Raw genomic sequence first — 20,015 nt, 5'->3', positions numbered from 1 at the left:
GTTAGCACTCAAGGTCAGCGAGTGCTAATTCTATATCAAAAGTAACAAACCAAAAGAAAAATGTCAATTATAACTCACCCAAAAAAGCGCCAAAAACCTCATTTCCTAATAATTTGCCCTCATGCGTTAATGCAACCGATTCTTCCGTGTCACAGATCAGGCCTTTTTCGGTTAAATCTTTGAGAACATCGGGAAACAGTTCGTCGACCGAGCGTCCGAATTTATCGAGAAAAGCTTGCTTTTGTACGCCGGACATTTTTCTGAGACCGAGGAACATTTCTTCTTCAATCTGCTCCTCACGTGTCACCTCGTGCGTGTCACGGTAAGGCAGCCCCTTTTCTTCGATGAGCTGCATGTAATGTTTCACAGGCCCGGCGTTGACGGTGCGCGTACCGCTGATATATCCGTGAGCGCCAGCGCCAAAACCGAAATACTCTTCATTGCTCCAATACGTCAGATTATGCTGCGATTCGTATCCGGGCTTTGCAAAGTTACTGATCTCGTATTGACGGATGCCCGCTTCACTCATCTGCCTCATGACCGTTTCATACATCTCGGCCTCTTGTTCTTGCGCCGGGAGATGCAGGCGGCCTTTTTGCATTAAATTATAAAACACCGTTTTCGGCTCTACGATCAGCGAGTAAACGGAATAGTGCTCCGCATCAAGAGACAAAGCCGTTTTGACGGAATTGTCAAGATCGGCCAGCGTCTGACCCGGCAGGCCGAACATCAAATCGAGACTGATGTTGTCGAAGCCGAGAGCCCTCGCACGTTCAAAGGAAGTGAATACGTCCTTTTGTTTATGCACTCTGCCGATTTTTTGTAAAAGCTCATCTTCAAAGGTTTGAACACCGAAGCTCAGCCGGTTGACACCGGCATTTTTCATGATTTTTAATTTTTCCGGGGACAAATCATCCGGATTCGCTTCCGCGGCAAATTCTATGAGTCCGTCAGAAGGCTTCAGCACGCGGTGAATGGAATCCATCAATTTTTCCAGCTGGACGGGTGAGAGCGATGTCGGCGTGCCTCCCCCGATAAAAATCGTACGGAGATCAGGGCGTCCCGTCCGTTCTATTGTATTTATCATTTCCTTTTCGAGTGAGTTTAAGTACTCATCGACAGGCTGGCTCTGAATAAAATATTTATTGAAATCGCAATAGTGGCAGATATGCTCACAAAACGGGATATGAATATAAGCTGATTTCATTTTGAAACACCTTCTTCTTTACAGAAAGAAGCCGCAGTGCGGGACTGCGGCGGCTTCCGTTATTTTTTCGGGCTGTCATCCATTTTAAGAACGGCCATAAACGCTTCCTGCGGCACTTCTACTGAGCCGACCTGCTTCATCCGGCGTTTTCCTTCTTTTTGTTTTTCAAGAAGCTTCCGTTTCCGCGAGATGTCTCCTCCGTAACATTTTGCAAGGACGTTTTTCCGCATGGCCTTAATGGTCGAGCGGGCCACGATTTTCTGTCCGATCGCTGCTTGAATCGGTACTTCAAAGTGCTGGCGCGGAATAAGCTCTTTCAGTTTTTCCACAATTACTTTTCCGCGTTCGTACGCGTAATCGCGATGCACGATAAATGAAAGGGCGTCGATTTTTTCTCCGTTCAGCATAATGTCCATCTTGACAAGTTTAGACGGTTTGTAGCCGATCAGTTCGTAATCAAAGGACGCGTAGCCTTTTGTGCTTGATTTCAGCTGATCAAAAAACTCATAGACGATTTCCGCTAATGGCATGTCATAGACAATGCTGACACGATTTGCGTCTAAATATTGCATGTCGATAAAATTGCCGCGTTTTCCTTGGCAAAGCTCCATCACCGCACCGACATAATCGTTCGGCACCATCATTGTCGCTTTTACATACGGCTCCTCGATTCTTTCGATCTTTTGCGGGTCAGGCATGTTGGACGGGTTGTCGACAACAACCTTTTCGCCGTCTGTCATATACACATCATAGATAACACTCGGTGCCGTTGTGATCAGGTCGATTTTAAACTCACGCTCAATCCGCTCCTGAATGATTTCCATGTGAAGCATACCTAAAAATCCGCAGCGGAAACCGAATCCGAGCGCTTGGGATGTCTCTGCTTCATATTGAAGCGATGAGTCATTCAGTTCAAGCTTCTCAAGAGCTTCCCTTAAATCGTTGTATTTGGCCGTATCGATCGGATACAAACCGCAATACACCATCGGGTTCAGCTTGCGATATCCAGGCAATGCTTCGGCAGCCTGATTGGCCGCGCTTGTTATCGTGTCACCGACGCGTGTGTCACCGACATTTTTGATCGCAGCAGTTAAAAAGCCGACATCGCCGACGGTCAGTTCATCTGTCGGAGTTGCTTTCGGCGTGAACACACCGACTTCTGTCACTTCAAACTCTTTTCCGGTTGCCATCATTTTAATTTTCTGGCCCGGTTTGACCGTTCCTTCTACGACTCTGATATACGCGACGACTCCTCGGTACGCGTCATAAAGCGAGTCAAAGATGAGCGCTTTCAGCGGAGCTTCCGGATCTCCCGCAGGAGCCGGCACTTTTTCTACGATCTGCTCTAAAATGTCTTCGATGCCGATGCCCGCTTTCGCTGAAGCGAGGACAGCGTCTGAAGCGTCAAGGCCGATAACGTCCTCAACCTCTTGACGCACACGTTCTGGCTCTGCGCTCGGAAGATCGATTTTATTAATGACAGGAAGAATCTCAAGATCATTATCAAGCGCCAGATAGACGTTCGCCAATGTCTGCGCTTCTATTCCCTGAGCCGCATCAACAACGAGAATCGCGCCTTCGCAGGCAGCCAGGCTTCGCGATACTTCATATGTAAAGTCGACGTGTCCGGGCGTGTCGATGAGATGGAATATATATTCTTCTCCGTCTTTTGCTTTGTATTTCAGCTGAACGGAATTTAATTTGATGGTAATTCCCCGTTCGCGTTCAAGGTCCATTGAATCAAGCAATTGTTCTTTCATTTCCCGCTGGGTGATCGCCGATGTTTTTTCTAAAATCCGATCCGCCAAGGTCGATTTGCCGTGGTCTATGTGGGCGATGATGGAGAAATTCCGGATTCTTGACTGCCTCTCTAAACGCTTTTCTTTATCTGTCACAATCTATCACTCCTACTATTAAACGCAAAATACACTAGCTTAGATTATATCAATAGGATTGTAAACATTCAATTAAAACAAGAAAGAGAAAAGCTTCCTTTAAGGAATCATCCGCTTTTCTCTTCATCAATGCTAACGGTTCAGTTTCGAAACCCACTCATACATCGCCTGCGCCGAGTCCGTCACGGTATTTGAAAGGGTTTCTCCGGCTTTTGAAAACAGGTTGAAGGTTTCCGCCTGTTCCAGCTGTTTTTGTTTTTCTTCCAGATCTTTCGCCGTAACGGTTTGTCCCAAAATGGAAGCTTCTTTTTCCTGTCCTTCTCCGCCGCCGAGCGTGAATGCTCCTTTTAAGGAGGGATCTTTGTATCCTTTCATATCAAGCATTCCGCTGTTTGCCTGCTGCATACCGAACAAAACGCCGAAAAACATGACAATGGCGATCAGCAGGCATTTGCCGGTAAAACGGATCATTTGAATCACCTGATTTCTATTGTTTTTTCTTCTCTCCTGATTGCGAGCTGACCTTTTCTGCATCCCAGTACAGTTCGCTGAACACATCGGCCACGGCATCTGATGCGCGCCTCAGTTCTTCAAGATTGTTATCCACGCCCCCGAATTCCAGCAGAAGCGACCGGTCGTTTAAATCTTGGTTGTATACTCCATTATCTCCCGGAGAGCCTTTTGATAAAACACCGACGCTTAAGCCGGGGTATTTTTTCTCCATCAGCTTATGAAGTTCACTTGCGAGTTTATAGTTTTCTTCAAAATTAGCGCTTTTTTTGCCGACGACGATGGCGACTCTGGCATAGCTTTTTCCTTTAATATCGGCTGTCGTATTTTTCTTGCGGCGGGAATCCCGGTGAATGTCTATGGTATATTGCAGGTTTTTATTTTTGGCGAGCGCGCTTTTTACGACCGGCCTTGATTCGTCGTAGCTTCGCGCATAATTTAAGCCGTCTTTGTTCAGGCGGGCCTGAATGTCGGTTTTATCTACGGTCGCTCCTACACCTTGCGCTTCAAGCGCTTTTCCGAACATATCTCCGACAAGCGTGACATTGGCCTTCGAATGGCGGGCGTTATCCGGATTTGTTTCCCCCTTTAACAGAGGAAGATAGGATTCGGTATTATGAGTGTGGTAAATAAAGACGACTTTTTTGCTGCCTGTTGAATGTTTCGGCGGCGCCGTTTCCTCTTTTTTCGTTTTGTTTTCGATTTCTGCCAGATTCACTTCTTTTTCTTTTTCCATCACCTTTGACGGCGGCGGAGATTCAGCCGGCATATTCGTATAATCCGTCCCCTGCCCCGCCAGAAGGATCTCCGTATCGTATTGGGCAAATCCCGGCAGCTCACGTCCCAAGAAACTCCGCGGGTCTTCCATATTAATGCTTGTCGCCAGTTTTAAGGAAAGCCGGGACAGCTGAAAAGAGTCTTTTTCAGGAAGCTCTGAGGCGAAATAATGATTTTCCATGCCGAGGAGGTGTGCAAACGCGTCACCCGGAAGTTCTCCGGCAATTCCGTGAAGAGAATCCGAAGAAAGCCTCAGTTCAGGGCGAAGCGATGTGAGCACACCCGATAATACGAAAATAACGATAAGGCTTGTCATAAACAAAAACATGCCCTTGAGCGCATTTCCACCGTTTACTGCAACGACAATTTGACGGTTTCTGCGTTTTTTTCTCATGATTTGAATCCCTCCAGCGCTTGTCTAGTAATTACTCTATGAACAAGCTAGAGGAGGTAGAACCATTTTAATGATTATAAGAACCTTTGTTATCTTGTGACACTTTTTCATGAAGGGCGGTGTTTAACCCGTTTGCAAGCACATTCGCCATATCATCAATAAAGGTGTCAATCTCCTTCGGCGTGACCATCAGATTATGGCCGAGCGGAGAAAGTACTTCGTGAATCAGCTGGCGTTTTTCGTTTTCGTCCAGCGTGCCGACAATACCGAGAAAGGATTGGCGTTCTTTTTCTCCGGGAAGGTCTTCGTCTGTCAGCACCTTCTTTTTGCCGAAGTTCATTCCGGCGGGCACCAGAGATCTTGACGGGCTGTCATCTTTCATCTCTCTGCCGAAATGTTTTAAAATATAATCCACCGTATCGCTTGCGATCGTAACCGCATCAACGACAGTCGGTACCCCGATTGCGATGACGGGGATGCCGAGCGTCTCCTTGCTTAATTCTTTTCTCTTATTGCCGACGCCTGATCCCGGGTGAATGCCCGTATCAGAAAATTGGATGGTCGTGTTCACCCTTTCAACGGCTCTTGCCGCAAGAGCGTCTACCGCGATCACAAAATCCGGCTTTGATTCTTTGATCACACCTTGAATAATATCGCTCGTTTCAATTCCCGTTAAACCCATCACACCGGGAGCAAGCGCGCTGACCGGCCTGTACCCTTCCTGTACATTTTCCGGCTGAAGCCTGAACAAATGCCTTGTCACAAGAAGGTTTTCGGTCACGAGAGGGCCGAGCGCATCCGGCGTCACATTCCAGTTGCCCAGACCGACGATCAAACAGCTTGCATCCTTTGGAATCTTTAATGCCGACAGATAGGCGGAAAATTCCTCGGCAAACACTTCCGTTACTTTTTCCTGCATCTCAGAGTCGTGTTCCCGAACCCCTTGAGCCTCGATCGTGACATAGCGCCCCTGCTTTTTCCCCGATAGCTCGGCGCCTTCTTTGGTAATATCGACGGTTCTGACTTTAATGCCGCCCTTGTCGCGTTCTTTTTCAATAAACCCGTTTATTTCTTTTTTCTGACCGGCTTGTCCGTCTTTTACCGCCTGTTTCGTTTCTACCGCTAAATCCGTCCGTATCAGAAATTGATTGACATCCAGTTCGTTGTTTTTCACAGGGAAGACCTCCTTCAATCATCGTGGTACATAGTGTGGCCATTTACAAAACGAATCATGCGAATTTACCCATCAACGAAAAATACTTTACATTTATATTGCAATCTAAAGTTCTGTTTGATAGAATACAATTTGTTCTATTGTGAAGAAGATTTAACCTTAAGACACTGTGCTACAGGTTGTATCTTAGGAGGTGAAACACATGCCAAACATTAAATCAGCGATTAAACGTACAAAAACAAACAACGAACGCCGCGCTCATAACGCGACAATCAAATCTGCTATGCGTACTGCAATCAAACAAGTTGAAGCTTCTGTTGCTAATAACGAAGCGGATAAAGCGAAAACTGCTCTTTCTGAAGCAGCGAAACGCATTGATAAAGCAGTGAAAACAGGTCTTGTACACAAAAATGCCGCAGCTCGATACAAATCTAGACTTGCGAAACAAGTGAACGGACTTTCTGCATAATACAAAAACGATCCCTTTAACGGGGATCGTTTTTTTCATTCAGTCCGGAGAAGCTCAAGGAGAAAGAGCTCCAGCAAGAGCTGCTTGTCCTTTTTCCCCGTTTTCATTTCATAATCCATCACTGCGAGTCTTTCTATAATACGCCGCAGCTCTTCTTCAGAAAAAAGCCTCGCCTGATCCATCGCCAGCTTTACCCGGAAGGGGTGCACCTTTAAGTTGGAAGCGATTTGCTTTTGGCCGTATCCTTGTCCTGCAAAATACTTCGTCTGCATAATCAGACGGAATTGGTTGGCGATCAGCGCCATAATTTTGATCGGTTCTTCGTTTTGTTTTAAAAGATCATAAAATATTTGAAGACTTTCCGTCCGTTTTCGGTTCACGATTTTGTTGATCAGCTCAAAAATATTCTGCTCCAAACTTCTTGCGACGAGCTCCCGGACATCTTCAAGTGTGATCTCATGTCTGTCACCGGTGTAGGCGGAGAGTTTTTGTATTTCCTGATATATGGAAGACAGATGGCCGTTTGCAAGCAGAACCAAATGCTCGGCAGCTTCTGTATCGATCATTTTATTTTCGGATTTCGCCAGATTAATCGTAAAATCAGTCGTCTCCTTTGCATTCAGCTCCTTAGCTTCAATCATAAGGGCTTTTTGCTTCAGCGCTTTCGTCAGCTTTTTCCGTTCGTCCAGCTTCTCATACGGAGCCACAATCACAAAGACCGTGTAAGGTGCAGGCTCCTTCAGATAAGTCTCCAGAGCGGCTGTATTATGCTCTATTTTTTCTTTCTTTTTTTCCCCTGTTAAAAAAGACGGATTTTTTACGATGACCAGCCGCTTCTCTCCCATAAACGGAAACGTTTCCGCATCGGTTACGGCCTGGTCAAGCGGATCTTCTTCAAGATCAAAAACAGACAGGTTAAAATCCTTTGTCTCCTCATCAACGACAGCTTGTCTGATCCGGCTGACAGTTTCTTGGAGCAGATACGTTTCTTTTCCGTATAAACAATAAACGGAGCGGACATCCCCTTTTTTCAGGGCTTTCCAAACATCAAATACCATGATCGTATGACTTCCTCTCTTTCTTGATCCCCTTCTATCCTAAATTGAGTTCGGCAAATAGTAAAGAGGAAGCTTTAAGGACAGCTTCCTCATTTATAATAAACGCCTGATTCACAAGCTCCCGGGTCTGCTTGTAAAAAGGCGATAATCACAAGAACAGAAAACGTTACCATCACTTCTAGATTTTTCAAAACAATTCCAGTATACTTAGGGAAGTCAGGAGGGATGAAATTGAATGATTTTGAAAAAAACGTTCAAAGCAAACGAAATGATGCTGTTGACTCAGCTGTCGGTTTTGTCGTGTCCTTCGGATTTTTCGCCTTTTTGTTCGTGATGGCAACAGCCATCCATCTTATCGGCTCTTAGCCGCATTCCGGGCTGCTGTCAATCGGCAGTCTTTTTTACTTCTTGCGCCCTGATTTCTTCTATATCATATGGAGGGAAGACGGAAAACGTTCCGGCGCCTTTTTTAAATCTGTATTGAATCGTTCCGCTGATATCGGTGCGAAGCACATTGACAGAGTACGCCTTCAAACGATCCAGCACTTCTTCATGCGGATGATGGTATCGATTCTCTTTTCCTGCTGAAATCAGCGCCGCTTCCGGCTGAAGCTGTTTCAAAAAGGCTTCACTCGTTGAGCTTTTGCTGCCGTGATGACCCGCCTTCAATATATCAGCCTTCAGATTCGGATACGTTTTCAGCACTTCCGTTTCGCCGTCCGATTCTAAATCTCCCGTCAAAAGCCAGCTCACTCCGCTTAAAACCGTCCAAAGCACCAGTGACGAATCATTTTTACTCCTTCCGTCAGACGACTCCGGAGACAGCACCTGAAACTGAAGATCACCGGCTGTAATGGTGTCGCCCCGCTTTGCTTCGGCAACGGGAATGTTGTTTTCTTTCGCCATATTTAATATGTTCTGATCCTTCGGTTCTTTTACGAATCCCACGGGGACAATTAACCGTTTGACTCTATGATTTTTGATTAACACTCCGGCTTCTCCGATGTGATCTTGATCCGCATGGGTTAAAATCAGCGCATCCAGCTTTTTCACCCCTTTTCCGTTTAAAAACGGAATCAAAACCTTCTCGCCGATAGAATACGGGTGGCGTTTTTCTTTCCATGATTCTCCGGGATAAGCAATCACTCCCCCTGTATCAACCATTACGGTCCCTTTGCGGTGCGGCGCGCTTATAAACAGTGAGTCTCCCTGCCCGATATCAAGCATATCCGCTTCTCCCCATGGACTGAAATACGGACGGCATATTAAATAAGCCAAAACCGCGCAGAAAAAAAGAACCGATTTCCTGAGTTTTAAAAAACCTCCCTTTTCCAAAGCCGCAAAAAGAGTAAAAACGGAAACCGCAAGCAGAAGAAGGGAAAGAAAGTCAGGCTTTGACACAATCATAGTAAATAAATCAACGGATGCCGCATATGTAATGAAATCATGCACAGGCTTCATCACAAGGTCGAACATATCAAACAAACATTCTCCCATCTGCCTTGAAAGTAAAAGAAGAAGGAAACCGATGACAGAAACCGGAATGACAAATACCGTATAAAATGGCACCATCACCATATTCATCGGAAAACTGACAAGTGAAATTTGCTGAAAATGATAGAGAAGAAACGGAAGTGAGCTGAGCTCCGCAATGAATGAAGCCATCGCAAGCCCGGCAAGTCTGCTTTTCCCCGCTTTCTTTAAAATGGAGGATGACAGAATTAAAGAGGCGCTTACCGCAAAGGAAAGCTGGAAGCCCGCCTGCCAAAGGAAGTAAGGATTAAACAGCAGGAGCAGCAGATAAGACAGGGACAATGCAGCGGAGGAATGAATGCCGCGTTTAACAAGAGTTCCGGCGATATAAAATCCCAGCATGAGGGATGCGCGCAATACGGATGGGGCGGCACCGCTCAGCAGCGTATACACCGGCAAAAACAACAGCAGCAAAATTCCCGCTTTTTCTCTTGTCAGCCCGATTCTGATCAGAGCATAAAATAATCCCGCCGTAATAAGACCGACATGCATTCCGGAAATCGCCATTAAATGAACGACTCCCAAATTTTGATATGCACTCAGTATATCGTCCTCTATAGAAAATCTTTCACCTAAGGTCAGCGCTTCAACAATTCCGGCGGAAGATTCAGGCACGTGATTCCGAATGATCGAAATCAAATTTTTTCTGATGTTCAGCAGTTTAAACAGCGGCTGTTTGGATTTTTCACACTGCTGAATGGAAGTCACGGAAAATAACCAGTGAATCTGCTGAGAGTAAAGATATTCCTTATAATCAAAACCTCCGGGAACCGTCGCATGTGCAGGCTGCTCCAGAGAACCTGTAAACGTGCAGCGCATCCCCGGTTCAAGCTGTTCAATGAGTCTCTTTTCCTCAAGAGACCGGATTTTGTACGAAGCCGTCCATTTTTCCTTGTCATGTGTACGGATAACGGCTGACATTTTCGCTCCGTCAACCTTCGGAATGTTAGTGATGACGGCCTGTTCAGTATAACTGCCGGCCTGATACCGCGTTACATTCGCAGCGTCACAAACCGTATAAAGAAAGAAATAAAGACAAAAAGAAACGAGGCAGACAATAACCGGAGCATGCTGCTTTGTTTTTACAATAATAAAGAGAAGATACAGAAGAAAAAGGAGCAGAACCCAGAAGACATGAGCGGCGGCAATTCCCGCAGTTGCAGAAACCGCCGCCAGAGGCAGAAGAAGGTATTTATATTTCATTTATACGTAACTGGTAAACAGCTCATTGGCCTGTTCATGAATTTTTTTCAGTTCATCTGCCTTAACCCCCGCATCAGATAATTGCTGAATCAGACCTGCTACAAAAGACAATTTTTCGCGGTTTTTCAGATCGATGATCATTTCATCAAGTTCGACCTGCTCCACCTTGACTCCGGCTTGGCTGAACAGCTCTTTTGCATAAGGCTGTGTTTTGTAATCTTCGGCATAATAAACCGTTTTGATACCTGCCTGAATAATTGATTTACAGCATTGAATACAAGGATAATGCGTCACATAAATTTCGGCGCCCTCCGTCGGAACACCGAACTTAGAACATTGCAGAATCGCATTCATCTCTGCATGTATGGTCCGCTGGCAATGATTATCTATTAAAAGGCATCCTTCATCAGCGCAATGGACGCCTCCGGCAATTGAGCCGTTGTATCCGCCGGCGATCATCCGCTTGTCTCTGACTACGGTTGCCCCGACTGACAGTCTCGGACATGTGCTTCTCAGCGCCAGCAAATGGCTTTGCGCCATAAAATATTGATTCCATGAGATTCGTTCCACAAGTGTTCCCTCCAAAAAGTCTTGTTGCTTTTCTAAGTTTACATAGATTTAAGCAAAACCGTCAATTCACTTTACCGTAATGGAAGTTTTTATCCGCTCAAATGACTTTTCTCCAAAGCCTGATACATTCATCAAATCTTCAGCAGTCTGAAACCGTCCGTTTTCTTCTCGGTAGGCGATAATCGCTTCCGCTTTTTTCTGCCCCACCCCGGAAACCGCCTGAAGTTCGTCCAGAGATGCCGTATTGATATTGACAGCTGCATTCTCCTTTTCACCCGCTGTTGTTTTCGGGCGATTCTCCTCTTCGCCTTCACTCGGAATATAAACAATCGTCCCGTCCTGCAGCTGCTCTGCTAAATTAACATTCAATTCATCCGCCTTTTTCTTCAGGCCGCCGGCTTTTTCAATGGCTTGCGTCACTCTGTCTCCCGCTTCCATTTCATACACGCCGGGATTTCGGACCGCGCCTTTCACATCAATCATAATCTTATCGTCTGCGGTGTCTTTTTTGTCCGCGACGGATGCTGAGGCTGTTTGGCCGAGCACGGACTGCTGTTTGACCGGCTCTTCCTTTTCAGAACGAAACAGCCAAATACAGATAAAAACCGCTCCTGCAGCAAGACAAGCGCCCAGAATTTTCAGGTTCCGCCGCAGCCGCTCCGTCATCATCGCTTTCGTCATATTGCATTGCCTCCCCGCATAAGGTTTAGAGGATTAAGAGAAAAAGGAGGGGAATTCATTGAAAATAGGCTTTATCGGCACCGGAAACATGGGAACGATCCTGATTGAATCGTTTATCGAATCAAACGCTGCCGATCCCTCACATATCACCATCACAAACAGAACAATCGAAAAAGCATTAAAACTAAAAGAACGTTTCAGCGGCATCCATGTCACCGAGGATCAGGAAAAGCTCGTACAGGAAAATGAAATAATATTCATTTGTGTAAAACCGCTGGATATATATCCTTTGCTGAAGAAACTCACACCGCATTTACGGAAAGATCACATTTTAATCTCCATTACCAGTCCCGTTCAGACGGATCAGATTGAACATACGGTTCCGTGTCAGACGGTCCGCGTCATTCCGAGCATTACGAACCGCGCCTTGGCCGGCGTCTCGCTTGTTACGTTCGGCAAAAGCTGCAGCGAGTCTGCAAAAGCGGATATTCAAACGCTGTTCACTCATATCTCAAAACCTGTAGAAATCAGCAGCGGCATTACAAGAGCGGCGTCAGACATTGTCAGCTGCGGGCCCGCTTTTATGAGTTATCTCGTTCAGCGCTTTATTGACGCGGCAGTGGAAGAAACGGACATCACCAAAGAAGAAGCAGTAATTATGTCGACGGAAATGCTTGTCGGTCTCGGAAAGCTTCTTGAAACAGGGCGTTACACGCTTCCCGCCTTGCAGGAAAAAGTATGCGTAAAAGGCGGCGTCACCGGGGAAGGGCTGAAGGCTCTCGAAAGCGGTGTTCAGGATATGTTCAACCGTGTCTTTCAGCGTACACATGACAAATACGATGAAGATATATCGTTAGTGAAGAAGCAATTTCACGTGTAACTGAGTATGCCATAAAGTGCTTTATCGCGCCAATCGCAAAAAATGCATTTTAAAAACCATCGTTCCGTTTAAACGATGGTTTTTGGTTTGCCTGCCGTGAAGAAAAGACGTTCAGACTCTGTTGAAGGAGGCCGGTCTGTAAAATCAGCCGTCACCTTCTTCAGTTCAAATCCGGTCTCTGCAAGCATTTGTTCATATTCTTCAATGTAAAATGTTTTTTGCTCATGCGTCTCGTCGTAGCGGTCATAAGATTGTCCGTTCCATACGAAAAAGGACATATCATGGATGACAGAAAGCTCTTCATCGCCGGCAAAGCTTTGCCAGATATAGCTGATCTGCTCATCCTGATCCGCATGGGTGCTGTCCGGAAAAAGCTCCGTCATTTTAAATGGGGAATGGACGTCAAACAGAAGCAGGCCGCCCTCCTTCAAAACTTGAAAAACACTTTTGAAGGTGCTTAAGACATCATTTTTCGTTTTTAAGTAATTTAGGGAATCACAGCAGATGACTACAGCATCAAACTGTTCTTCAAAACCGGAAAGCTTTCTCATATCCTGCTGGAGAAAAAGAATCGGCTTTCCCGTTTTTTTCTGCTGGGCACAGCTCAGCATATCTTCACTCAAATCAATCCCCGTGACTTCGCAGCCTTTTTCAGCAAGCCTGATGGATATTTCTCCGGTTCCGCAGGCAAGATCAAGCACCCTTCCCTTTTCCGGAAGAGACGCTTCGATCCAGCCCGCCCATTCATCATACGGCGCATGTGACATTAACTCGTCATATACGCCGGCGAAGCCTTGGTAAATCATGAGTTCAAGCCGAGCTCAAGCTCTGCGAGCGGCGCGTCGCCCCATAGCTTTTCAAGATTGTAGTAGCTTCTTTCATCTTTATGGAAAACGTGGACAATGACGTCGCCGAGATCAACTAAAATCCAGCGGGCCTCATCAAACCCTTCCATCTTTTTGACATCAATGCCGTTTTCTTCTGCCTGATCTTTAATTTCACGCGCAATTGCCTGAACCTGCTTATCAGAATTCCCGTGGCAGATTAAAAAGTAATCCGCTATAAGTGAGATTCCTTCCATGTCCAGCGCTAAAATATCTTCTGCACGTTTATCGTCGCATGCTTTTGCCGCGATTTTTAATACGGAAGCTTGATTCATTCTTCAAATTCCTCCTGTCAATTTTGAGACACCAGCCAGTTATAGGTTGCAAACGTCTCCGGAAAGACCGGCTGGTTTTTTTTCATCAGAAATATCATTGTATTTTTCATTGCTTGTATGAGCGCTTCGTTCAGATCCGTTTCCGCCAGACGGCGCACCTCTTCCACTCCGGGAAAATGGCGGCCGGGTTCAATGTAATCCGCAACGTAAATGACTTTGTCTAAAAGGGTCATTCCGGGACGCCCTGACGTGTGATAGCGGATTGCATCCAAGATCTCAGGATCAGTGATCCCCGCTTCTTTCTCAGCCAGATACGCTCCCACAGGGGCATGCCACAGTTCGGCATTGTAATCCAAGAGCTCAGCCGGCATTTTTTCCCGCACGATGATCTGCTTCATTTCTTCTTTCGGCCGGAATTTCGCATAATCATGAAAAATAGCAGCCATTTCCGCTTTTTTCGGATCTGCTCCGAACCGGCCTGCGAGAATAACCGCCGTATCTGTCACGCCGATTGTGTGGATGTAGCGATGCTCGGTCAGCTGTTCTTTGACGCAGGCAAGTGCTTCCTCACGATTCATATAAATCATTCTCCTCTATATACTGCCTCACTTTATCCGGCATTAAGTATTGCGTCGGCTTTTTTGCTTTGAGACGTTCTCTCAGCATCGTTGACGAAACGTCAAATTCCGGAACGTCGGCAAAAAGCAGCGGGTACGGGGTCTCAATATGATACCCCGGGCGCCGCACTCCGATAAATTGAATGAGCGTGAGCAGTTCGTCCAGTTTGTACCATTTCGGCAGATATTCAATCATATCCGCCCCGATAATAAAGAAAAGCTTGTCGTTCGGGTGCCGCTCCTTCAGTAAACGGACGGTATCATAGGTATAAGAAGGGCCTTTCCGGTCCATTTCCGCAAGCTCAAGCTTAAAGCCGGAATTCGAGCTGATGGCAAGCTTCAGCATCTCCACCCGGTGCCGGCTGTCTGTAAAGTCTTCATTCTGCTTATGCGGAGGGATTTTATTGGGCATAAACCAAATTTCATCGAGCTCCGCCTGATGAAGGACTTCATTAGCCATCAGAAGATGTCCGTTGTGCGGTGGGTCAAATGTGCCCCCGAATATTCCGATTTTCTTCATGTCAACCACCTTACGGAAGCTCGATTTGTTTATTTTCCTTTGATTCCTTATACAGTACGATCGTATTTCCGATCGTCTGCACCAATTGTGAGCGGCTGCCTTTCACAAGGGCTTCTGCGACATCATTTTTATCGTCTTCGCAGTTTTGAAGCACGCTGACTTTAATCAGCTCTCTTGCTTCTAAAGCCTCGGCAATCTGTTTCACCATGTTTTCGTTGACTCCGCCTTTTCCCACTTGAAAAATAGGCGTTAAGTGATGCGCTTTTGAACGCAAAAACCGTTTTTGTTTTCCTGTTAACATTGTGTTCCTCCTAGTTTTCCTTCAACAATCGCTCTCATTAAGCCGCTGTCAGGCTCTTGTTCCGTCCACAGCTTGAAAGACAGTGCGGCCTGTTCCACAAACATGCCGACACCGTCAAGGGTTGTTAAACCTCTTTTTTCAGCTTCTTTTAAGAACGCCGTTTGAATCGGGTTGTATACAATATCACAAACGATGGCGCCCGTTTTGGCCCGTTCCAATGAGAGCGGCACGGCATCCGTTTTCGGATACATGCCGACAGATGTTGTATGAATAATGACGTCATATTGTTCAAGCTGATTTTCAGCTTCTTTTAAAGTAAGGGCGCGTTTCTGCTGAAAAGAGGGAGCAGCCGCAATCAGACTTTCTGCTTTTTCCGGCGTGCGGTTGCAAACGTCAAATTGTTTCGGCTCTCTGCGGACGATCGTTGTAAAAATCGCTCTTGCCGCTCCTCCCGCCCCAATCATGAGGATGGAGAGCTCTGATATCGGTTTGTCCAATACTTTGACTAAGGATTTATAAAACCCATCTCCGTCAGTATTATACCCGATGAGCCTGTCTCCCTCTCTTTTGACGGTATTTACGGCCCCGAGTACTTTCGCGCTTTCATGTATTTCATCCAGATGCTCCATGATCGCGACTTTATGCGGGACTGTGACGTTCACTCCGCAGATGCCAAGCGCCTTAATTCCGTTAACGGCGTCCTTGAGATGATGAGGTTCCACCTGAAACGCAAAATACTGCCCGTTGATGTTCTTATCTTGCAAAGCCGCGTTATGAATATCGGGTGACATTGAATGCCCGATCGGATTTCCGATTACTCCGTACAATTGTTTCATGCTCCCTCTCCCCTTCTCTCTATATTAATGAACGGCGGACAAATACGTGTACGCCTTTCGGAGCGTATGCCGTTATTTTTTTATCTGCTTGCTGCACCGTGACCCAGCCGAGACCGGAAAAAACGATATCCGTCTTTCCTTCTTTAATCGTAAACGTGTGGGGCGTAAGCTCCGGAAATTCATCCAAATGATCTTTTCCGGGCGGGGTAAGCAGTTCTCCCGCATGCTTTTCGTATAAGGCATCAGCATTTTCAAGCTTTGTTCTGTGAATCATCAATTCATTCGGCATATAGCAGACAAACGCCGTTTTATCGCCTGATACATAGTCAAACCGGGCAAGCCCGCCGAAATAAAGCGTTTGTTTTTCATTCAGCTGAAAAGTGCGCGGCTTCAGTTCTTTTTTCGGTGTCAGCACCTTTAAGTCACGCTTGTCCACGTAATGCGCCATCTGGTGATGGTTAATGATTCCCGGCGTATCATAAAGCGCAGATCCGTCATCGAGCGGGATTTCAATCGCGTCAAGCGTCGTGCCCGGAAATTGAGAGGTGGTGATAATATTCTCTTCCCCTGAAACCTCTTTAATAATCCGGTTGATAAATGTGGATTTGCCGACATTGGTACAGCCCACCACATACACATCGCGGCCTTCGCGGTAATGTTCAATGGCGTCAATGACTTCCTTCATCCCTTGTCCGCGGGAAGCGCTGATTAAAAAGACATCAAGGGGTTTTAAGCCGTATTCTTTCGCTTCGCGTTTCATCCATTGAACGAGGCGTTCCCGTTTTACGGATTTTGGCAGGATATCGGCCTTATTACCGACAAGAATAATCGGATTACCGCCGACAAAGCGGTTCAGCCCGTTTATCCAGCTTCCGTTAAAATCAAAAATATCAACGACTTTGACAATAAGAGAGTCAGTATCGCCGATTGTGTGCAAGATATTTAAAAAGTCATCATCCGTTAATGAAACATCTTGAATTTCATTGTAATTTTTCAGTCTGAAACAGCGCTGGCAGATGACATTCTCTTTCGTGAGCGATGCCTTTGGCGCGTATCCGAGACCTTGTTTATCCTCGGTCTGGATCGCTACTCCGCAGCCGATGCAAACAACCTTTTCCATTTCTAATCCTCCCACTGAATATGGCCTTTACGTTTCAAAGAACTCAATATTCTCCGTTCAATCCGGCGGTTAAAGCGCGTCATGACTCCGTCAGAGGAAGCGACAGGCACGACGAGGATCGTATGATACCCGTTTCTGTTTCCGCCGAGAACATCAGTAAGCAGCTGATCGCCGATGACCACACAGTCTTCTTTTTTCAGATCCATGCTGCTGACGGCTCTTTTAAAGGCGCGCCCCATCGGTTTTCTTGCCTTATAAATAAACGGTATGCCAAGCGGCTCCGAGAATAATTTCACTCTTCGTTCATTATTATTGGAGACGATCGTGACTTTAATGCCGTGCTCCTTCATTTCTTCAAACCACTCGATTAATCGAGGTGTCGCACTCGGTCTGTCCCACTCCACAAGCGTGTTGTCAAGGTCTGTAATAATCCCTTTCACATTGCGTTCTTTGAGCTTTTCCGGTGTGATATGAAATATATTTTTCACAAATTCGTCAGGTAAAAAAAACTTTTTTAACAAAACCCGCACCCTTCCTTTTCTTTCTATCATCTATATGTCGAAACCTGTCAGATTTAAAAACAAAGTCGGACTCAGTAAAAAAATTTCGACAAAAATTGGGTTTCTTCACCAGTTGTGGATAAAATTACACACATTATCCACTCTTATTACATCCGGATTTATCCAGATTATAAACAAGATACTAACAAGTTATCCACTTACGAGTGTGGATAACAGAACGATTGTTCTTATTTGTATTTCATGGTAGATTAAAGATAACCTCACCATGATTGAAACGCAACCTTCCATCATATGCTTGCGTCTGATGATTGATTACAATTGTAAGGAGGTGCCACTCCCATTAATTGGGTCCCCGGCATGAGAAAGCTTTCTGATGAATTACTAATAGAATCTTATTTCAAAGCCACTGAAATGAATTTGAGCCGTGAATTTATCGAGTTAATTGAAAACGAAATCAAAAGAAGATCGCTCGGACACATTATTTCCGTTTCCTCTTAAACAGAAAAAAATTTCCGGGCGAATTTCCTTTTTTTACTCAGATGACTGATATTATATCACTTCGGTTATGCGCATTACTACCACTTTCAACAAAAAACACCCCTAAAATAGAGGTGTTTAAGAGGACGGCTGCTATATATTGAACCAATACAGACCGCCCAGGACGAGAATGACGACGAGCAGCACAACAAAAAATGCGTACCAGTACCCCGCATTCACCCGAGGAGGCGGGCATACAGGATATTGCAGAGGGAAACCGCGGTTCATAGCAATCGCCTCCAAAAAGATGTTTTTTCTACAGCCTATGAAGCAGAAGCAAAACGGTTTAGGCAGCTGACGGCGTCAGCGTTCCAAAACCCGCCCATTTTTTATGCCTTCAATTAAGATTCTGGCGCCTTTTGGCGTCATATGATTTCCGGAGGGATCTATCAGTCCGGATTGGATCAGCGCCCGGTCTGTATCTTTGCCGCCGTCCGCGCGTATAAAGTGTTTCCAGTTATCCACCAGCGGCACTTTCAACTCAGCTGCAACCTGCCTCGTAACGCCGTTATAGGAATTATGCCATTTTCTCGCGCCGCCTTTTTCTTTAAAGGCTGAGGCTTTATATCTCGAATAGTAATAGAGATGATGCGTTCCGTTTCCTTCTATAACCGGGATGCACGTCATTAAAATCGGCTTTATGCCGTGATTTCTGCTTTCGTTTATGAAATAAGTCAGGTTTTCTTTAAACCGTTTCTTTGATACCCGCGGCTGATCGCCCGTCAAAATGCCCGCATCATTTGTTCCGAACATGATAAATAAATATTGGGGCTTACGGTTCAGCACGTCGCTTTGAAAGCGCAGGCGCGCATCCTCAGTCGTCTGGCCGCCTATTCCCGCATTTATAACCGTAAGACGGCCGCGTTCCGCTGTTTTTAACATGTTTACCCACTGCTGCGCCTTCGGATAATCACGATAATCCCAGTTGGAACCGCGCGTATTGCTGTCGCCGAACGCGACAACACTTTTCTCTTTGCCCGCGGCGCATCCTGATAACAGACAGATTATCGTAATAAAAAGAACAGCAAACTTCATTTTCTCTCCCCCCAAACCTTACCTCCTATGGTACACATCTCTTTGGCGGCTTTCAACGCGGCGCTCTCTTTACTGGATATGAAAAGGGCCGGAATCCTGTCCGATCAAATCCGAAACCTTAACAAACGTGTAGCCCTGCTTTTTCAGCTTGGGAATGATTTCTTTCAAAGCCTCAACCGTCTGGCGCCGGTTTCCTCCGCCGTCATGCAGAAGAACGATATCTCCATCTCTGGCATGTGAAACAACGTGCCTGACGATTTTTCCTTTCCCGGGCCTTTTCCAGTCCCTCGGATCTTGGTTCCATGACCACATGATGATATGATAGCCCTCTTTTAAGATGCTTTTGAAAGCCGTATGATTCAGCGACCCTCCCGGCGGGCGGAATAACTTGTCCCCTTCCGGCTGCAGCGATGTGATATGATGCGCTGAGCTGTGAAGCTCTTGTAAAATGTCTTTGCGTTTCAGACGGTGAAAATAAACATGGTTCATCGTATGGTTGCCGATTTCATGCCCTTCCTCAACGATGCGTTTTGCCGTTATGGGGTATTTGTCTATACGGCTCCCGACACAAAAAAAGGTTGCTTTCACATTGTACTGTTTCAGCACGTCTAACACAGCCTCCGTATAGACAGGATGGGGGCCGTCATCGAAGGTTAAAGATAGTTTCTTTTTTTCAGACCTTATATCCCAGTACACGTTTCCCGTCTTCTCCATGTCACTTCTTTTTAAAGATTTCGCATCGGCGGACACGGCAGTGAGACTCGTGAGGACGCATATCATGATGATCAGATGAAAGCATCTCAACGTTTACACCTCCAGTAAACACTACTGTTAACGTGTCCCCTTTTATAAAAAATCATTCTCTGCATCAAATGATGCACATCACCCGCTTCCCGCTTGTTTTTGTCCAAATCCGAGTGCAGCCGTTTCTCATCAAACGGCAAATGCTGATAAATCAAATACGCTTATCGGACAGCTTATTTTAATAGAAGGAGATAGATTTGTGCTGTATACTAAT

The 20,015-nt window shown here is 45.9% G+C and carries 23 protein-coding genes and 2 pseudogenes; 4 read left to right on the top strand and 21 right to left on the bottom strand.

Features of this window, described 5'->3' with window-relative positions; all coding sequences use genetic code 11:
- Positions 1-67: 67 nt before the first annotated feature.
- From hemW to gpr, 5 genes are all read right to left on the bottom strand, one after another.
- Positions 68-1,207 (bottom strand): radical SAM family heme chaperone HemW, encoded by a 1,140-nt coding sequence (gene hemW / locus CXL14_RS10925; protein ID WP_012118022.1) that lies wholly within the window; start codon positions 1,205-1,207, stop codon positions 68-70.
- Positions 1,208-1,266: 59 nt separating this feature from the next.
- Positions 1,267-3,102 (bottom strand): translation elongation factor 4, encoded by a 1,836-nt coding sequence (gene lepA / locus CXL14_RS10920; RefSeq protein WP_014418416.1) that lies wholly within the window; start codon positions 3,100-3,102, stop codon positions 1,267-1,269.
- 132 nt (positions 3,103-3,234) lie between these two features.
- Positions 3,235-3,573: a YqxA family protein gene (locus CXL14_RS10915; RefSeq protein ID WP_007408270.1), complete on the bottom strand. Its 339-nt coding sequence runs from the start codon at positions 3,571-3,573 to the stop codon at positions 3,235-3,237.
- 16 nt (positions 3,574-3,589) lie between these two features.
- Positions 3,590-4,783: a stage II sporulation protein P gene (gene spoIIP / locus CXL14_RS10910; protein WP_007612673.1), complete on the bottom strand. Its 1,194-nt coding sequence runs from the start codon at positions 4,781-4,783 to the stop codon at positions 3,590-3,592.
- A 67-nt stretch (positions 4,784-4,850) separates the two neighbouring features.
- A complete protein-coding gene (gpr, locus tag CXL14_RS10905; RefSeq protein ID WP_014418417.1) occupies positions 4,851-5,957 on the bottom strand; it encodes a GPR endopeptidase in 1,107 nt (368 codons plus the stop codon).
- 202 nt (positions 5,958-6,159) lie between these two features.
- Between gpr and rpsT the strand changes: the two genes are divergently transcribed.
- Positions 6,160-6,426: a 30S ribosomal protein S20 gene (rpsT, locus tag CXL14_RS10900; RefSeq protein ID WP_003152876.1), complete on the top strand. Its 267-nt coding sequence runs from the start codon at positions 6,160-6,162 to the stop codon at positions 6,424-6,426.
- Between the two features lie 16 nt (positions 6,427-6,442).
- On the opposite strand, the pseudogene holA reads toward rpsT, so the two are convergent.
- Positions 6,443-7,484 (bottom strand): annotated as a pseudogene (gene holA, locus CXL14_RS10895) (DNA polymerase III subunit delta).
- 39 nt (positions 7,485-7,523) lie between these two features.
- Positions 7,524-7,675 (bottom strand): annotated as a pseudogene (locus CXL14_RS20075) (hypothetical protein).
- Positions 7,676-7,715: 40 nt separating this feature from the next.
- Here CXL14_RS20075 and CXL14_RS10890 point away from each other — a divergent pair.
- Positions 7,716-7,850, top strand: a complete 135-nt coding sequence (locus tag CXL14_RS10890) for a YqzM family protein (protein WP_003152870.1) — start codon at positions 7,716-7,718, stop codon at positions 7,848-7,850.
- Between the two features lie 18 nt (positions 7,851-7,868).
- Here CXL14_RS10890 and CXL14_RS10885 read toward each other — a convergent pair whose 3' ends face one another.
- The 3 genes from CXL14_RS10885 to CXL14_RS10875 form a co-directional block, all read right to left on the bottom strand.
- Positions 7,869-10,220 (bottom strand): DNA internalization-related competence protein ComEC/Rec2, encoded by a 2,352-nt coding sequence (locus CXL14_RS10885; protein WP_014418418.1) that lies wholly within the window; start codon positions 10,218-10,220, stop codon positions 7,869-7,871.
- A complete protein-coding gene (locus tag CXL14_RS10880; RefSeq protein WP_003152868.1) occupies positions 10,221-10,790 on the bottom strand; it encodes a ComE operon protein 2 in 570 nt (189 codons plus the stop codon).
- Positions 10,791-10,856: 66 nt separating this feature from the next.
- Positions 10,857-11,471, bottom strand: a complete 615-nt coding sequence (locus CXL14_RS10875; protein WP_014418419.1) for a helix-hairpin-helix domain-containing protein — start codon at positions 11,469-11,471, stop codon at positions 10,857-10,859.
- 58 nt (positions 11,472-11,529) lie between these two features.
- Between CXL14_RS10875 and comER the strand changes: the two genes are divergently transcribed.
- Positions 11,530-12,351 carry a late competence protein ComER gene (gene comER, locus CXL14_RS10870; RefSeq protein ID WP_014418420.1) on the top strand — a complete coding sequence of 274 codons (822 nt, stop codon included), beginning with the start codon at positions 11,530-11,532 and terminating at the stop codon, positions 12,349-12,351.
- 68 nt (positions 12,352-12,419) lie between these two features.
- Here comER and CXL14_RS10865 read toward each other — a convergent pair whose 3' ends face one another.
- The 8 genes from CXL14_RS10865 to CXL14_RS10830 are packed head-to-tail and all read right to left on the bottom strand — an operon-like array spanning position 12,420 to position 17,425.
- A complete protein-coding gene (locus CXL14_RS10865) occupies positions 12,420-13,157 on the bottom strand; it encodes a class I SAM-dependent DNA methyltransferase (RefSeq protein WP_014418421.1) in 738 nt (245 codons plus the stop codon).
- Entirely contained in the window at positions 13,154-13,510 is a 357-nt protein-coding gene (rsfS, locus tag CXL14_RS10860; RefSeq protein ID WP_007408260.1) for a ribosome silencing factor, read from the bottom strand. Before rsfS ends, CXL14_RS10865 begins: the two co-directional genes overlap by 4 nt.
- Positions 13,511-13,527: 17 nt before the next feature.
- A complete protein-coding gene (yqeK, locus tag CXL14_RS10855) occupies positions 13,528-14,088 on the bottom strand; it encodes a bis(5'-nucleosyl)-tetraphosphatase (symmetrical) YqeK (RefSeq protein ID WP_014418422.1) in 561 nt (186 codons plus the stop codon).
- Entirely contained in the window at positions 14,078-14,647 is a 570-nt protein-coding gene (locus CXL14_RS10850) for a nicotinate-nucleotide adenylyltransferase (RefSeq protein WP_007408258.1), read from the bottom strand. The genes yqeK and CXL14_RS10850 overlap by 11 nt, the downstream gene beginning before the upstream one ends.
- A 10-nt stretch (positions 14,648-14,657) precedes the next feature.
- Positions 14,658-14,948 carry a ribosome assembly RNA-binding protein YhbY gene (gene yhbY, locus CXL14_RS10845; RefSeq protein ID WP_003152858.1) on the bottom strand — a complete coding sequence of 97 codons (291 nt, stop codon included), beginning with the start codon at positions 14,946-14,948 and terminating at the stop codon, positions 14,658-14,660.
- Positions 14,942-15,784: a shikimate dehydrogenase gene (gene aroE / locus CXL14_RS10840; protein ID WP_003152856.1), complete on the bottom strand. Its 843-nt coding sequence runs from the start codon at positions 15,782-15,784 to the stop codon at positions 14,942-14,944. The genes yhbY and aroE overlap by 7 nt, the downstream gene beginning before the upstream one ends.
- A gap of 19 nt (positions 15,785-15,803) precedes the next feature.
- Positions 15,804-16,904 carry a ribosome biogenesis GTPase YqeH gene (yqeH, locus tag CXL14_RS10835; RefSeq protein WP_014418423.1) on the bottom strand — a complete coding sequence of 367 codons (1,101 nt, stop codon included), beginning with the start codon at positions 16,902-16,904 and terminating at the stop codon, positions 15,804-15,806.
- Positions 16,905-16,906: 2 nt separating this feature from the next.
- Complete coding sequence (locus tag CXL14_RS10830) at positions 16,907-17,425, bottom strand: YqeG family HAD IIIA-type phosphatase (protein WP_007408254.1); 519 nt, start codon at positions 17,423-17,425, stop codon at positions 16,907-16,909.
- A gap of 357 nt (positions 17,426-17,782) precedes the next feature.
- On the opposite strand from CXL14_RS10830, the gene CXL14_RS10825 reads away from it, so the two are divergent.
- Complete coding sequence (locus tag CXL14_RS10825; protein ID WP_014418425.1) at positions 17,783-17,923, top strand: sporulation histidine kinase inhibitor Sda; 141 nt, start codon at positions 17,783-17,785, stop codon at positions 17,921-17,923.
- Positions 17,924-18,055: 132 nt separating this feature from the next.
- Here the strand turns inward: CXL14_RS10825 and CXL14_RS20540 are convergent, their stop codons facing one another.
- The 3 genes from CXL14_RS20540 to CXL14_RS10815 all read right to left on the bottom strand — a co-directional run bounded on the left by CXL14_RS20540 (position 18,056) and on the right by CXL14_RS10815 (position 19,801).
- Entirely contained in the window at positions 18,056-18,190 is a 135-nt protein-coding gene (locus tag CXL14_RS20540) for a hypothetical protein (RefSeq protein WP_014721534.1), read from the bottom strand.
- Positions 18,191-18,265: 75 nt separating this feature from the next.
- Positions 18,266-18,997 (bottom strand): SGNH/GDSL hydrolase family protein, encoded by a 732-nt coding sequence (locus CXL14_RS10820; protein WP_014418426.1) that lies wholly within the window; start codon positions 18,995-18,997, stop codon positions 18,266-18,268.
- 69 nt (positions 18,998-19,066) lie between these two features.
- Positions 19,067-19,801, bottom strand: a complete 735-nt coding sequence (locus CXL14_RS10815) for a polysaccharide deacetylase family protein (protein ID WP_014418427.1) — start codon at positions 19,799-19,801, stop codon at positions 19,067-19,069.
- Positions 19,802-20,015 lie beyond the last annotated feature (214 nt).

The organism is Bacillus sp. SJ-10 (genome assembly GCF_002843505.1).
Taxonomy (GTDB): Bacteria; Bacillota; Bacilli; order Bacillales; family Bacillaceae; genus Bacillus; species Bacillus velezensis.
This window is presented reverse-complemented; position numbering and strand designations above follow the sequence as displayed.